The sequence below is a fragment of the Mesorhizobium sp. ORM8.1 genome (genome assembly GCF_053005525.2).
On sequence record NZ_CM132600.1, the window covers coordinates 5,776,533 to 5,791,103 of the forward strand.

Genomic DNA, 14,571 nt, shown 5'->3' on the forward strand with positions numbered 1-14,571 from the left:
GTGGTCGCCCGTCCTGATTGATGCCTAGCTTGCCTTCAGCCGCGAGCCGCCGAGCAGGCCGCGCTCTTCCAGGACGGGATAGGCCATCGATGCCAGCAACGAATTGATCTGCTTCAGGTCGCGAATGGTGTCGAGATGGATCGAACTGGTTTCGACGCTTTTGGCGGTGCCATCGCGCAGGCGTACGAAATGGCTGGCGCTGGTTTCCTTCTCGCGATCGCGCAGCCGGTCCTTTTCCAGCACCAGTTGGCAAGCGGTTTCGGGATCCCGCGAGACCAGGACATTGAAGGCAAGTCGTGCATTGGCCAGCACCGAGCTGTGGAAGGCGCACAATTCGCTCCAGCCCTCGTCGGTGAACTCCAGCCCGCGGTCGAACTTCTTCTTCACATGCACCAGCATGTTGCGCACGATGATGTCGCCGACCTGTTCGAGCTTGACGCAGGCGCCGATCAGTTCCTGGCAGCGCAGTGCCTCGTCCTCGGTCAGCGGGTTCTTGGTGACCTTGGCCAGATAGAGCTTTATGGCCGCATGCTTGCGGTCGACGCGGTCGTCGAGGGCAGCCAGCGCCTTGATCTTGGCGCTATCGGCGTCCTCGTAGAGCTCGATGATGCGCTTCAGCATGATCTCGACCGTCTCGCACACCCGCACCACCTCTCGGGTTGCGTTGGCCAGCGCCTGGCTCGGCACATCGAGCGCGCTTTCGTTCAGCGCCGACAGTTCCACGATGTCGAGTGCGGCCGCCGGCTCCGTCTTGGCGCCGAGCGCCACGATCTTTTCCGAAGCACGGTAGACGAAACCGGCCAGCGGCAGGCCGGCGAGCAGGATGATGACGTTGAACAGGATATGGGCGTTGACGATCTGATCGGCGGCCGTCGCGCCGAGGAAGCTGACATGCGGCCGCACGATCATGAACAAGATCAGCATGACCAGCGAGCCCAGCCCGCGCATCAGGAGATTGCCGATCGGGACCACGCGCACAGCGGGTCCGGCCGAGCGGGTAAGCATCGGCGCGATGATCGAGGAACCCAGATTGACGCCGAGGATGAGGACCACGCCGAGTTCCGGGCTGATCAGGCCGCGACCGGCGAGCGTTGCCATCAAAAGGACAGCCGCGATGCTCGACTGGAACAGCCAGGTGATCAGCGCCGCCAGCAGGTAAGCGGTGATGGAATCGCTGGAGAAGTAATTGATGATCACGGGCATGAGCTGGCTGTTGCGCAGCGGCTCGGAGGCCTGACCGATCATTTCCAGCGACAGGATCAAAAGGCCGATGCCGACCAGGATGCGGCCGGTCTGGCGCCAGTCGCGGCGCTCGGTGGCCATGAACATCACCGTGCCGGTGATCAGGCAAAGCGGCACCAGCAAGGTGAGATCGAAGGTCAAGAGCTTGACCACCAGCGCCGAGCCGATTTCGGCGCCGCGCACGGCCAACTGGCCGGCGGCGCCCGAGACGATGCCGGAACCGGCGAACGACCCGACCAGCAAGGTAACCGCCGTGGAGCTCTGCAATGCGATGGCCAGGCCAGTGCCGGCGAGCACCGCCATGATCGGATTGCGCATGGTGGCGCGCAGCTTGTGGCGCAGCACGTCGCCATAGGCGCGCTCGACGCCGGTTTTGACCATGCGGGTGGCAAACAGCATCAGCGCCACCGCGCCGGCAAGGTGCAGCAGGACGACGGAGCCGCTCACGGCCGGCCTCGCAAGGCGGCCTCGACGGCAAGAAAGGGGGTGCGAATCTCTGTCATTTCAATATGCGGAAATATACCAATTAACATTAGCCGGATAATAGATTTTTCTGATGTGATGATCGTCTGCGCTCGACGGTGCATGTCGGAAATGAATGCAAGGCGCATTGGTTGCGTGCGCCATGGGGCGACGCCCGGCGTCATGATGTCCCGGTGCCGGGCGATCGTCAGGCGCGATCTGAAGGCAAGGTGAAAAGAGCCCGCGCAAGTATCGGAATCCATTACAGAATTGTAATGCGCTTGTTCAGTTTCAGTTCATCCCCTGGCGGCTATTCCCCTGGCTATCGACAACCAAGGAGCACCGACCATGAAGCGTCTCATACTTTCCGCCGTCACCGCCTCGTTGCTGGCCGCCTCGGCCTTTTCGGGCCAGGCCGCGCCGCTTGCCCAGCCGAGCGCGCCGAAGTCGAATTACACCCAGGTCGACTGGCAGAAACCCGGCACGCATCGGGACATGAAGAAGCGCGTCGTCAAGAAGAAGGTCATCGTCAAGCGCGATAACCGGCGCAACAATTGGCGCAACGGCCAGCGCTATTCCGACTGGAAGCGCCACCAGGCGGTTCGCGACTGGAACCGTCATGGCCTGCGCCGGCCCGGCCCCGGCCAGGAATGGATCCGCGTCGGCAATGATTATGTGCTGGTCAGCATCCTCTCCGGCATCATCTTCGGCGCGATCGCCGCGCAGTAAGCCGGCGACAATCTGGAATCCAGGAGAAGGCGGCCGCTCGGCCGCCTTCTTTTTGTCTGTGAAAAGCGGGTATCGTTTCCTTTAAGAGTCGTCGCGCCCGAGCGGCATGATTATATGGAGGCCAAACGAGCTTTCCCGATGCGCTTTCCGCCCACCTTCCTCGACGAGATCCGCGACCGCGTGCCGATTTCATCGGTCATTGGTCAGCGCGTCGCGTGGGATCGCAAGAAGACCAACGCCTCGCGCGGCGACTATTGGGCCTGCTGCCCGTTCCATGGCGAGAAGAGCCCGTCTTTCCATTGCGAGGACAAGAAGGGCCGCTACCACTGCTTCGGCTGCGATGTGTCGGGCGACCATTTCAAGTTCCTCACCGAACTCGACGGCATGAGCTTTCCCGAGGCGGTCGAGAAGATCGCCGACATGGCCGGCGTACCGATGCCGGTGCGCGACGAGCGGGAGGAACGGCGCGAGAAGGAACGCGCCAGCCTGACCGACGTCATGGAGATGGCAACCGCCTTCTTCCAGGAGCGCTTGCAAGGGCCAGAGGGCGCCAAGGCCCGCGCCTATCTGCGCGACCGCGGACTGACGCCGGCAACGCAGCAGTCGTTCCGGCTGGGCTACGCGCCCGACAGCCGTAACGCGCTCAAGGAACATCTTGCCGCCAAGGGCGTGCCGAAGGCCGACATCGAGGCCTGCGGTCTGGTCCGGCATGGCGACGACATCCCGGTCTCCTACGACTGGTTCCGCGACCGCATCATGTTTCCGATCCCGGATCTCGCGCGGCAAGATCATCGCCTTTGGCGGCCGCGCGCTGGCCCCCGATGCGCTGGCCAAATACATGAACTCGCCCGACACCGAACTCTTTCACAAGGGCAACGTGCTCTATAATTTCGCCCGCGCCCGCAAAGCCTTGGCAAAAGGCGGCACGGTGATTGCCGTCGAAGGCTATATGGACGTCATCGCGTTGGCGCAGGCCGGCTTCGAGAATGTAGTGGCGCCGCTCGGCACCGCGCTCACCGAAAACCAGTTGGAATTGCTTTGGCGCATGGCGCCCGAGCCGATGCTGTGCTTCGACGGCGACAAGGCCGGGCTGAAAGCGGCATGGCGGGCCGCGGATCTGGCACTGCCTTCGGTGCAGGCCGGGCGCTCGGCGCGTTTTGCGCTGCTGCCGGAAGGCAAGGACCCTGATGATCTGGTCAAGGCCGAAGGGCCGGATGCGTTCCGTGCCGTGCTTGCCGATGCGCGGCCGCTGGTCGATTTGTTGTGGATGCGCGAAACCGCCGGCGGCGTCTTCGACACGCCGGAGCGGCGGGCGGAGCTGGGAAAGACGCTGCGCGAGTTGACCAGTCGCATCCGCGACGAAAGCACGCGCTATCACTACCAGCAGGCAATGCGCGAACGGGAGCTGAGCTTCTTCGGTTCCCAGCGCGGCGCCGGGCAGGGCCGCCAGGATGGCGGCCGACAAGGTGAGCGCGGCAAGGGCAAGCCAGCGCCCGGTGGGCAGTTCGCCAAGGCTGGCAGCGGCCGACTGGCGATCAGCGAAAGCCTCGGCCAGTCGGCGTTGGTCAAGCGCGGCGGCGAGGGGATGTCCGTGCGCGAAGCAACGATCATCGTGGCGCTGGTCAACCATCCGGCGCTGATCGACGAGAATTTCGCCCATGTCGAATTCCTCGATCTTGCCAACTCGGATCTGGGGCGATTGCATGCCGCCATCCTCGACGCGATGGCGCACGACGCGGCCAACGAGCGCGCCTCGGTCATCGCGACCATCGAGCGGGCTGGCTGCGGCGGCATCTGGGAACGGGCGGTGGAGCTGATCAAGCGCGCGCGGCAATGGCCGGCGTTGGAAACGGCAGCACTTGACGATGCCCGCGACGCCTTCAACCAGGCGCTGCACTTGCAGCGCAGCGCCCGCACCTTACATAGAGAGCTGAAACAGGCGCAGGCGGCGCTCGATGCAGACCCTTCGGATGAAAACTTCCGGCATCTCGTCGAGATTCAAGCGCAATTCAAAGATGTGCAGGCAACGGAAGCGCTGATCGAAGGGTTCGGCGTGTCCTCGGGCAGGGTTGGTCGAGTCTAGGCCGGCATTGCCATTGGAAGCGAAGTGGAAATGTGCAGCGCGTCGAATCGACGCCTCTAAGTCGGGTAATTGATTCGCTTTTTTCATGCGAATCATGCGAGAGGCGCTTGACCTTCTGGCAGATTGGCGGAATCAGGACGATTCGAAACGTTAACCGGGTCCCGGCGTCGGCGGAAATCGAGCGATTTGGGGCACAGGCGATGACTGGACAGGCAAAGGGCCTGCCCCAGATATCAGGGTTAATCTGGACTTAATGCATGTCGCCCAAAAGTGGAAACAGGTTTTGGGGCAATGAGATGCATCAGACAAAAGAGATGATGCCGGGTCGGTAGAAAGCGTTCTGGTGCGGACGCATCCGGCATAACCGGTCCGGCAGTTTACGCGGCTTCGATATTCGGCCGCTTGGAGACGACAAAGAATGGCGACAAAGGAAAAGGAAGAGGTCGAGACCGAACGCGAAGGCACCACCGATGGGCCTCTGCTCGACCTTTCCGACGATGCTGTCAAGAAGATGATCAAGGCCGCGAAGAAACGCGGCTATGTCACGCTCGACGAATTGAACGCGGTGCTGCCTTCGGAAGAGACCGACCCGGACCGCATCGAAGACATCAATGCGATGCTCAGCGACATGGGCATCAATGTCGTCGAGGACGACGAGGTCGGTGAGGAGGCCGAGGCCGAAACGCCCGCCGACGCCGAGGAAGACGCCAACGAGCTTGCCGAGCAGACCGGCACGGCCGTCGCGGCCACGACCACCAAGAAAGAGCCGACCGACCGTACCGACGATCCAGTGCGCATGTATCTGCGCGAGATGGGCTCGGTCGAGCTTCTGTCGCGCGAGGGCGAAATCGCCATCGCCAAGCGCATCGAGGCCGGCCGCGAGACGATGATTGCCGGCTTGTGCGAAAGCCCGCTGACTTTCCAGGCCATCATCATCTGGCGCGACGAACTCAACGAATCCAAGATCCTGCTGCGCGAGATCATCGACCTCGAAGCGACCTATGCCGGCCCCGAGGCCAAGCAGGCGCCGGTCGTCGAGCGCATCGAGGAAGCGCCCAAGCCCGAAGAGAAGCCGCGCGGACGCGCGGCCCAGCGCGATGAAGAAGACGACATCACCAATGTCGGCGGCGACATGCGCGGGCTGGAGGAAGAGGAAGACGACGAGGACGAGGCGAGCCTGTCGCTGGCGGCGATGGAAGCCGAACTCCGCCCCCAGGTGATGGAGACGCTCGACGTCATTGCTGACACCTACAAGAAGCTCAGGAAGCTGCAGGACCAGCAGGTCGAGAACCGCCTGGCCGCGGCCGGCACGCTTTCGCCCAGCCAGGACCGCCGGCTGAAGGAGCTGAAGGATCAGCTGATCAAGGCGGTGAAGTCGCTGTCGCTCAACGCCGCGCGCATCGAGGCGCTGGTCGAGCAGCTCTACGACATCAACAAGCGCCTGGTGCAGAACGAAGGCAAGCTGTTGCGGCTCGCCGAAAGCTATGGCGTGCGCCGCGAGGAGTTCCTCAAGGAGTACCAGGGCTCGGAGCTCGATCCGAACTGGATGCGCTCGATCGCCAATCTGACGTCGCGCGGCTGGAAGGAATTCACCAAGAACGAGAAGGACACGATCAAGGAGCTGCGCGCCGAGATCCAGAACCTCGCCACCGAGACGGCGATCTCGATCCTGGAATTCCGCAAGATCGTCAACCAGGTCCAGAAGGGCGAGCGCGAGGCCGCGATCGCCAAGAAGGAAATGGTCGAGGCGAACCTGCGTCTGGTCATCTCGATTGCCAAGAAATACACCAACCGTGGCCTGCAGTTCCTCGACCTGATCCAGGAAGGCAATATCGGCCTGATGAAGGCGGTCGACAAATTCGAATACCGCCGCGGCTACAAGTTCTCGACCTACGCGACATGGTGGATCCGGCAGGCGATCACCCGTTCGATCGCCGACCAGGCGCGCACCATCCGCATCCCGGTGCACATGATCGAGACGATCAACAAGATCGTGCGCACCTCGCGCCAGATGCTGCACGAGATCGGCCGCGAGCCGACGCCGGAAGAACTGGCCGAAAAGCTCGCCATGCCGCTCGAAAAAGTGCGCAAGGTGCTGAAGATCGCCAAGGAGCCGATCTCGCTCGAAACGCCGGTCGGTGACGAGGAGGATTCGCATCTGGGCGATTTCATCGAGGACAAGATGGCGATCCTGCCGATCGACGCGGCGATCCAGGCCAATCTGCGCGAGACCACCACGCGCGTGCTGGCCTCGCTGACGCCGCGCGAGGAACGTGTGCTTCGCATGCGCTTCGGCATCGGCATGAACACCGACCACACGCTGGAAGAGGTCGGCCAACAGTTCTCGGTCACCCGCGAGCGTATCCGCCAGATCGAAGCCAAGGCGCTGCGCAAGCTCAAGCATCCGAGCCGGAGCCGTAAGCTGCGAAGCTTCCTCGACAGTTGACACTTCCCGATTGCAGAGATCAAGGGCGCCCATCAAGGCGCCCTTCTTCATTTCAAGCGGCTGCTCCTACAGCGGCACGTTCAGCCGCGCTCCTGACGATGATGCCGCCCCGGTCGCTTGCGGTCGTCGCCATGCCGCCGCCTTCGCGATGCCCGGCGCGAAGCTCGCGGCGCGGTGGTCCTTGCGGGATGTTCGCCTCAGGAGGATAATTTCATCTCAGATGCATTTTCCGGGCGACAACCCGGATGCCGAGGCCCCGGTCTGCGCGGCTTGGAAGGAGGCGAACCATGACCACCTACATCCTGTTGATCAACTGGACGGAGCAGGGCGCCAGGAACGTGCGCGAGTCGCCGAAGCGGCTCGATGCCGCCAAGAAGCAGCTCGCGGATATGGGCGGCTCGTTCAAGGCGTTCTATCTCACCTTGGGCGAATGCGACATCGTCGCGGTGGTCGAGGCGCCCGACGATGCGGTGTTTGCCCGCTTCACGCTGATGCTGGCCGCCGGCGGCGACGTGCGGACAAGAACGCTGAAAGCTTTCCCGGAAGTCGCTTATCGCGAGATCATCAGTTCGCTGAGATGAGTTCTCGGCAGGCGCCCGGCCAGTAGGTCGCATTGCGGATTGCATGGCACAGGCCAATAGTCATGCGATGGCCAAGCCGTTGCTGACCGTCTGGTACAACACACGCTGCCCGGTGTGCGACGCCGGCATCAACCACCAGAAGCGGCGGCTGATCGAGGCGGTCAAGGCCGGTCGCATCGAATTTCGCGACATCAATTTCGAGCCCGAAACGCTTTCCGCCTTCGGCGCCTCGCTGGAAGACATTCGCCGCCGCCTGCATGCCATTGACGATCAGGGCCGGCTGCTGGTCGGCGCCGATGTCGCGATTGCCGTATGGAAAGCAACGCCGGGCGAAGGCTGGTTGGCGACGCTGTTCGGCAATCCGGTTGCCTTGCCGCTGACGCGGTTTGCCTACGATCGCTTCGCCGATCTGCTCTATGCTTGGAACCGGCGCAAGGGCCGCTGGTAGCGGCCTAGCGATGCGAATGGGGGCGCAGCTGATCCGGAACCACGCGCTTCGACAATCCACCGGCCTCGATCCAGACCAGCGTCGATCTTTCGGCGTCGTCAATCAGCGCGGCGGTGCGTGTGAAATCGTAAGCCGAGCCTGCCAGCGGACAGAGCGACGGCACGATCGCGTAGTCGATGTCGCTTGCCAGCGTGTCCAACTCCCGAACCAGTTGCCTAGCGATCAACAGCGTCAGCGCGTGCAGGCCATTGGCGACGGCGCCTTGCGGCGGCGTGTGCAGATTGCAGGAAAATCCGGTCGGCAGGACGATCAGACGGCGCGCGCCGAGGCCAACGGCGACACGGACCGGAGTGTTCGAGGTAACGGCGCCGTCGATTAGCAGCCGCTCGCCGACACGCACCGGCGCGAACGCCACCGGAATGGCGCAACTTGCGGCAATGGCATCGGCGGCATTGCCCTTCGATAGGATCACCGCCTCGCCGGAAAAGAGATCGGTGGCGATGATGTGGATCGGGATCGGCGCATCCTCGAGATTGCGATAGGGCAGGTTGCGATCGATCAGGTTGCGGATGCCATGCGAGGCGGACAAGAAGTCGCGCCGCGCCGCGAAACCGAGCATCGAGCGCCAACTCATGGGGAAGACGTCGTTGCGGGTGATGCCGCGCCACAGGGTCTCCAGCCGCGCGATGTTCTCCACCGTAGCGGCGGCGGCATAACAGGCACCGTTGATGGCGCCGACACTGGAGCCGACGACAAGGTCGGCGGTGACACCAGCCGCGACCAGTGCCTTCAGCATGCCGACTTGCACGGCGCCGAAGCTACCGCCGCCTGCCAGCACCAGCGCCGTTCTGCCCTCTGTTCCTGCCGTCATGGCGTCACCTCCCTGCGGCCCCGTTGAAGAGCCTTGCTCGGATTTCGTATCGCGCGCGCTGTTTGTTTCGGGACAGCACGCGTTCGTGAACCGGTGCGCGCGAGGCAGGCGAACCAAGCCTCTGGCGCGACACTCAGATACATCGTAAGATATATCTTGACCTCAGCAGCGCGAATGCCTAATTAAGATATATCGTAAGATACAACTCAAGGAGCAATCAATGCACAAGGACAATCATTTCGGGCACAATCATTTCGGCGAGCGCATGTTCATGCATATGGCCGGTAAATTCGGCGGCCGCGGCGGCGGTTTCGGCCCGTTCGGCCATGGCGGCAGGGGCGGTGGACGCGGCGGCCCCGGCGACTTCTTCCGCGCCGGACGCATGCTGGCCGACGGCGATCTCAAGCTGATCACGCTGTCGCTGCTGGCCGAGGCGCCGCGCCACGGCTACGACATCATCAAGGCGCTCGAGGAGCGCACCAGCGGCATCTACAGCCCGAGCCCGGGCGTGGTCTACCCGACGCTGACCTTCCTGGAAGAGGCCGGCTATGCCGTCTCGTCGAGCGAAGGCAACAAGAAGGTGTTTTCGATCACCGAGGCGGGGCAGGCGCATCTTGCCGACAATCGCGAGATGATCGACGGCGTGCTCGAACACCTCGAACGCTTCGGCCGCAAGATGGCCAAGGCGCGCGACTGGTTCGGCTGGAACGACGATGGCGAGGATCGGCGCGGCGGTCGCGGTGGGCGCGGCGAGCGCTCGGAAACACGTGACGAATTCCGTGCCATCCGTCACCGACTGCGCGCGGCGCTCGGCGACATCGTCGATGCCCCGGCTGAAAAGCAGGCCGAGGCGATCGCCATTCTCGAAGCTGCCGCCGAGGCGCTGGAAGCGCTGACGCCCCGCTGAGGCGGGCGGCACTTCGCGATACGTAAAATAGCCCGGGGAGACCCGCCCTCAGACTGCTGACAAACCCCTGGCATTTGCCGGGGGTTTTTGATTCACTGGGTCATGTTGAAGCGACCCGCCCCTGAACAGACCGCGCTTGAGATGGTAACGTTGGATCAGCTGGTTCCGGCTGATCACTTGTTGCGCAAGATCGATCGAGCGATCGACTTTTCCTTCATCCACGATCTGACAGCGCCCTTGTACTGTGCCGACAATGGTCGGCCGCCGCTCGACCCGACCTTGATGTTCAAGGCGCTGTTCATCGGCTACCTGTTCGGGGTGCGCTCGGAGCGGCAGTTGGTGCGCGAGATCGAGGTCAATGTCGCCTATCGCTAGTTCCTGCGGCTGAAGCTGACCGACAAGGTGTTCGATGCCTCGACGCTGTCGCAGAACCGACGCCGTCGCTATCAAGACGAGACGGTCGCGCAAGCGATCTTCGACCGCATCGTCGAACAGGCGATCGGGGTGGGGCTGGTGGACGGGACGGTGCTCTATACCGACAGCACACATCTGAAGGCCAACGCCAACAAGGGCAAGTACGACCTTGCCATGGTGGCCAAGTCGCGCGCCGACTACTGGGCCGATCTGGACCGCGCCATCGAGGCGGAACGGACGCTGCATGGCCAAAAGCCGCTGAAGGCCAAGGAGCGCAAGCCTGCGCAGAAGCAGACCAAGATCTCGCGCGCCGATCCGGATGCCGGCTACATGGTGCGCGAGGGCAAGCCGAAGGGCTTCTTCTACCTCGATCACCGCACGGTGGATGGGCGCTGCGGCATCATCACCGACACATACGCCACGCCGGCCAACGTGCATGACTCGATCGTCTATCTAGGCCGGCTCGACCGTCAGGTTAAGCGCTTCGGCTTCACCGTGGCGGCGGCGGGGCTGGATGCCGGCTATGCCACGCCGGGCATCGCCAAGGGCCTGGAGGACAGGAACATCAGCGGCGTCATCGGCTATCGCAACCCGACCCCGCCAAAGCCTGGCAAGATGAGAAAGAGCAACTTCGTCTATGAACCGGAGGCGGACGGCTATCGTTGCCCGCAGGGCCAGCTGCTCACCTACGTCACCACCGAACGCAGTGGCTATCGCCATTACAGGAGCGATCCAGCCATCTGCCGCGACTGTCCGCTGCTGGCCTCCTGCACATCAAACGCCAAGGCCGAGCGCACGATCACGCGCCATGTCTGGCAAGATGCCCGCGAGCGGGTCGACGCCAACCGGCTCACGGCTTGGGGCAAGGCCATCTACCGGCGCCGCAAGGAGACGGTCGAGCGCTCCTTCGCCGATGCCAAGCAGCTCTTTGGCCACCGCTACGCCCGCTTCCGAGGGCGAACTCGTGTCGCCTGCCAGTGCCTGATCGCAGCCGCCGCCCAGAACATGAAAAAGATCGCAATCAGCCTCTGGCCAAAGCTCAAACCGAGCCTCGCCTGAGGCCCATCGCCGCCAGCTGTCTCCTGACATCTCCTCCCGACACAAATTTGCTGAGCCAAATCAATCCGCAAAAACAAAACCCCGCCGAAAATCGACGGGGTTTGTCAGCGGTCTGAGCCCGGGGAGACCCGGGCTATTTTGTTGGAGCTGATGCGGATGGCGTCATTCCTTGCCGACATATTCGCTGATCAGCTTTTCATTGCGCGCCTTCTCGATCTTGGCGGTGGTCTCGGCGGAGATGCGTTCGTCGGTGCGGTACTTGACCAGGTTTACCAGGCTGCCGGTCAGGAGCAGGATGCCCATGGCCCAGTAGCCCTTGGTCGCCAGGTCGACCGGGGCCAGCCACAGCGACAGGCCGAGCATGAAATAGGCGGCACCGACCGAGGCGGTGTTGAACATGATGTAGGTCTGGTTGGCGTTCATTGGTGTTCTCCGTTGGTTTGATGGTGTCGGGCTTGATGGAAGTCAGGTTTGCAAAGGCTGGTTTTCAGCTGATGGTCTTCAGGCGCTCGAGCACATCCTTGGCGCGCACCTTCACCGACGGCCCGTGGCCGGCTTCGGCAAGCCGGTCGCGGATCGCCTCGTGACGCAACTCGCCGTCGATCTCGTCGAGGATGCCGGCCTCCTCGAACGGATCGCTGCTGCCCTTGATGCGGGCGAGCAGCTCTTCCGCCTCGTTGATGCTTGCGGTGCGGCCGATCGAACGGTTGAGGCGAGATTGCGCCTTGCGTTCGGCATCGATGGCTCTGGCCGAGATCATGCCCTGGTTGAGATCGACGATGCGGCAGTGCGCCTGCTCGACGGACAGGCGCATCCGCAGCGTCTTTTCGCCAAGTCTCTTTACGGTCGCACGGCGGACCTCGCGCTCGTTCTCGAGTTCGGCAATTGCCGTCGCGCCACCTTCGGCAAGCGCCTGGTTGTTGGCCGAAAGCGCGCTCAGCGTGCGGGTCTCCAGATCGGCGATGCGGCGTTCGAGCTGGTCGAGGCTTGCTTGCTCGGCACGCTGGCGCACGATCAGCGAGCCGAGCGTCTGCTTGGCGGCGGCGAGGCTAGCCTCCGCGTCGCGGATGCGCTGCGCCAGAAGGTCGATGGCAAAACGGTCCTTCAGATTGTCCTCGGCCCGGGCGCTGGCGCCGTCCAGCAATGTCTTGATCAGGCTAAGCATGGTGTCTCTCCTGTTGATGTGAACAATGTTCACAACGCCAACATAGCAGGAGATGAACATTGTTCAAGAACTATTTTGAACGCTGTTCACGAAGCCCCGGGCATGGTAAATGCGAGAACATGGAAGCTCCGAAGCCAGGCAACGCCGGCTTGCGGCGCAAGGACAGGAATGCGCATGGCACTGAACAAGGAAGAAATGAGCGAGAAGGTTCTCGTCATTGCCGAGACGCTGCTCAACGAGGGCGGCATGGACAATCTGAAGGCGCGCACCATCGCCGAGCAGGCCGGCATCTCGGTCGGATCCGTCTATAATCTGTTTGCCGATCTTGACGAGGTGCACCGCGCCGTCAACATGCGGCTCCTCGACCGGCTGGGTGTCGCGGGTCTCACGGCGATGGCCGATCTCGAAAGGCAAGGGGTGAGCGATGTCGAACATCGCATCCTGGCAATGGCCGGCGCCTATGTGCGGTTCGTCGAGGCGCATCCTGGCAGCTGGCCGGCGTTGCTAGCCTTCAACCGCAGCCGCGCCACGCGGCCGGGTCCCGATTCCTACCAGGCGCGGCTCGACGAACTGTTCGACATCGTCGCCGGTGTGCTGAAGGCAGGCAACTTCGAGCTCGACGACGATCGTCGCGCGCTCGCCGCCCGCGCTTTGTGGTCAAGCGTGCATGGCATCGTCACCAGCGGCTACGTCGCCAAATCGGACAGCCGTCAGGCCGACGAAATCTGGCAGCAGATCGAGCTTCTGGTCGGCGTTTTCGTGAGGGGACTGGAACGCGGCGGCGCATTCGCGCATGCTAGGACCAAACCTGCGTGAACACAGAACGCGATTTACAAGCGTTCGCATGGAATGGAGTTTTTAAGCGATGTCTTTTCTGAAACGGCTTTTTGGCGGCGGCGGTGGCGAGGCAACGGAGACCGGCAGCGCCAAGCCGGAAAAGCAGGTCGAGCACAAGGGATTCCTGATCAGCGCCACGCCCTACAAGGCCGAAGGCCAGTACCAGACCTGCGGCGTCGTCTCGAAGGAAGTTGACGGCGTCATGAAGGAACATCGCTTCATCCGCGCCGATCGTTTCGCCGGCCTCGACGATGCCGTCGACATCTCGATCAAGAAGGGCATCCAACTGGTCGATGAGCAGGGCGAAAGAATTTTCGGCTGACAGCCCAGGAAGCCGGATTACCGCAGCCCCGGCCTCGCTTCCTGATCGATCAGAATCCGACCTTGTCGCCGCCTTTAAGCTGCAGGATCTGCCGCGCTTCGTCGGGCGTGGTGATCGAGGCGCCGAAGCCTTCGATGATCTGCCTCACCTTGGTCACCTGCTCGGCGCTGGAACGGGCGAGCTTGCCCTTGCCGATCCAGAGCGAGTCCTCCAGGCCGACGCGCACATTGCCGCCCAATGCGATCGCCTGTGTGGCGATCGGCAACTGATGGCGGCCGGCGCCCAGCACCGACCAGTGATAGTCGCTGCCGAACAGCCGGTCGGCTGTGCGCTTCATATGGGCAACATCTTCCGGGTGCGTACCGATGCCGCCAAGAATGCCGAACACGCTCTGGACGAAGAACGGCGCCTTCACCAAGCCGCGGTCGACGAAATGCGCCAATGTGTAGAGATGGCCGATGTCGTAGCACTCGATCTCGAAACGGGTGCCGTTGTCGGCGCAGGTACGCAAAATGTGCTCGATATCGCCAAACGTGTTGCGGAAGATCCGGTCGCGCGAGGATTCGAGATAAGGTTGTTCCCAGTCATGCTGGAAGGTCTTGAAGCGTTCCAGCATTGGGAACAGGGCGAAATTCATCGACCCCATGTTGAGCGACGCGACTTCGGGCGCAAAGACCTTTGCTGGCCTGACGCGCTCTTCCACGCTCATCGTCGCGGCGCCGCCGGTGGTGATGTTGACGACGCAGTTGGAGCGCTGCTTGATGACTTGCAGGAAGGGAGCGAAGGCCTCCGTCGACTGGTCGGGGCGTCCATCGAGCGGATTGCGAGCATGCAGATGGACGATGGCGGCGCCAGCCTCGGCCGCTTCGATGGCGGCTGTGGCAATCTGCTCGGCTGTAACCGGCAAATGCGACGACATCGACGGCGTATGAATCGAGCCGGTGACCGCGCAGGTGATGATGATCTTGTTCTGGTTTGCCACTTGGTGATGCCTCAATGCGTTCG

13 protein-coding genes and 2 pseudogenes are annotated in these 14,571 nt (G+C 62.8%); 9 read left to right on the forward strand and 6 right to left on the reverse strand.

Annotated elements, in window-relative coordinates; translation table 11 throughout:
* Positions 1 to 24 precede the first annotated feature (24 nt).
* Positions 25 to 1,689, reverse strand: coding sequence for a Na/Pi cotransporter family protein (locus tag ACVDG8_RS28950; RefSeq protein ID WP_447251505.1), 1,665 nt, complete (start codon positions 1,687 to 1,689; stop codon positions 25 to 27).
* Entirely contained in the window at positions 1,686 to 1,967 is a 282-nt protein-coding gene (locus ACVDG8_RS28955) for a hypothetical protein (RefSeq protein ID WP_447251506.1), read from the reverse strand. The genes ACVDG8_RS28950 and ACVDG8_RS28955 overlap by 4 nt, the downstream gene beginning before the upstream one ends.
* Before the next feature lie 85 nt (positions 1,968 to 2,052).
* Here ACVDG8_RS28955 and ACVDG8_RS28960 point away from each other — a divergent pair, with 85 nt between their 5' ends.
* From ACVDG8_RS28960 to ACVDG8_RS28980, 5 genes and pseudogenes are all read left to right on the forward strand, one after another.
* Entirely contained in the window at positions 2,053 to 2,433 is a 381-nt protein-coding gene (locus ACVDG8_RS28960) for an RcnB family protein (protein ID WP_447251507.1), read from the forward strand.
* Between the two features lie 138 nt (positions 2,434 to 2,571).
* Positions 2,572 to 4,516, forward strand: a pseudogene (dnaG, locus tag ACVDG8_RS28965) (DNA primase).
* A 418-nt stretch (positions 4,517 to 4,934) separates the two neighbouring features.
* Positions 4,935 to 6,962: an RNA polymerase sigma factor RpoD gene (rpoD, locus tag ACVDG8_RS28970; RefSeq protein WP_455707327.1), complete on the forward strand. Its 2,028-nt coding sequence runs from the start codon at positions 4,935 to 4,937 to the stop codon at positions 6,960 to 6,962.
* Positions 6,963 to 7,249: 287 nt separating this feature from the next.
* On the forward strand, positions 7,250 to 7,543 hold the full coding sequence (locus ACVDG8_RS28975) for a GYD domain-containing protein (protein WP_447251510.1): 294 nt from the start codon (positions 7,250 to 7,252) through the stop codon (positions 7,541 to 7,543).
* A gap of 67 nt (positions 7,544 to 7,610) precedes the next feature.
* The gene (locus ACVDG8_RS28980; protein ID WP_447257125.1) at positions 7,611 to 7,991 is read left to right on the forward strand and encodes a thiol-disulfide oxidoreductase DCC family protein; all 381 of its coding nucleotides are present in this window, start codon (positions 7,611 to 7,613) and stop codon (positions 7,989 to 7,991) included.
* Between the two features lie 4 nt (positions 7,992 to 7,995).
* Here ACVDG8_RS28980 and ACVDG8_RS28985 read toward each other — a convergent pair whose 3' ends face one another.
* A complete protein-coding gene (locus ACVDG8_RS28985; protein WP_447251511.1) occupies positions 7,996 to 8,862 on the reverse strand; it encodes a patatin-like phospholipase family protein in 867 nt (288 codons plus the stop codon).
* A gap of 220 nt (positions 8,863 to 9,082) precedes the next feature.
* On the opposite strand from ACVDG8_RS28985, the gene ACVDG8_RS28990 reads away from it, so the two are divergent.
* Both ACVDG8_RS28990 and ACVDG8_RS28995 read left to right on the forward strand, forming a co-directional pair.
* Positions 9,083 to 9,769 (forward strand): PadR family transcriptional regulator, encoded by a 687-nt coding sequence (locus tag ACVDG8_RS28990; RefSeq protein WP_447251512.1) that lies wholly within the window; start codon positions 9,083 to 9,085, stop codon positions 9,767 to 9,769.
* 102 nt (positions 9,770 to 9,871) lie between these two features.
* A pseudogene (locus ACVDG8_RS28995) lies at positions 9,872 to 11,242 on the forward strand (IS1182 family transposase).
* A 162-nt stretch (positions 11,243 to 11,404) separates the two neighbouring features.
* Here ACVDG8_RS28995 and ACVDG8_RS29000 read toward each other — a convergent pair.
* Positions 11,405 to 11,665, reverse strand: a complete 261-nt coding sequence (locus ACVDG8_RS29000; protein WP_027054810.1) for a YiaA/YiaB family inner membrane protein — start codon at positions 11,663 to 11,665, stop codon at positions 11,405 to 11,407.
* A 64-nt stretch (positions 11,666 to 11,729) separates the two neighbouring features.
* Complete coding sequence (locus ACVDG8_RS29005) at positions 11,730 to 12,407, reverse strand: PspA/IM30 family protein (protein WP_447251513.1); 678 nt, start codon at positions 12,405 to 12,407, stop codon at positions 11,730 to 11,732.
* Positions 12,408 to 12,581: 174 nt separating this feature from the next.
* Here ACVDG8_RS29005 and ACVDG8_RS29010 point away from each other — a divergent pair, with 174 nt between their 5' ends.
* On the forward strand, positions 12,582 to 13,223 hold the full coding sequence (locus ACVDG8_RS29010; RefSeq protein ID WP_447251514.1) for a TetR/AcrR family transcriptional regulator: 642 nt from the start codon (positions 12,582 to 12,584) through the stop codon (positions 13,221 to 13,223).
* A 49-nt stretch (positions 13,224 to 13,272) separates the two neighbouring features.
* Positions 13,273 to 13,566, forward strand: coding sequence for an HlyU family transcriptional regulator (locus tag ACVDG8_RS29015; protein ID WP_447251515.1), 294 nt, complete (start codon positions 13,273 to 13,275; stop codon positions 13,564 to 13,566).
* 49 nt (positions 13,567 to 13,615) lie between these two features.
* Here ACVDG8_RS29015 and ACVDG8_RS29020 read toward each other — a convergent pair whose 3' ends face one another.
* Positions 13,616 to 14,548: a 3-keto-5-aminohexanoate cleavage protein gene (locus ACVDG8_RS29020; RefSeq protein WP_447251516.1), complete on the reverse strand. Its 933-nt coding sequence runs from the start codon at positions 14,546 to 14,548 to the stop codon at positions 13,616 to 13,618.
* Between the last annotated feature and the right edge of the window lie 23 nt (positions 14,549 to 14,571).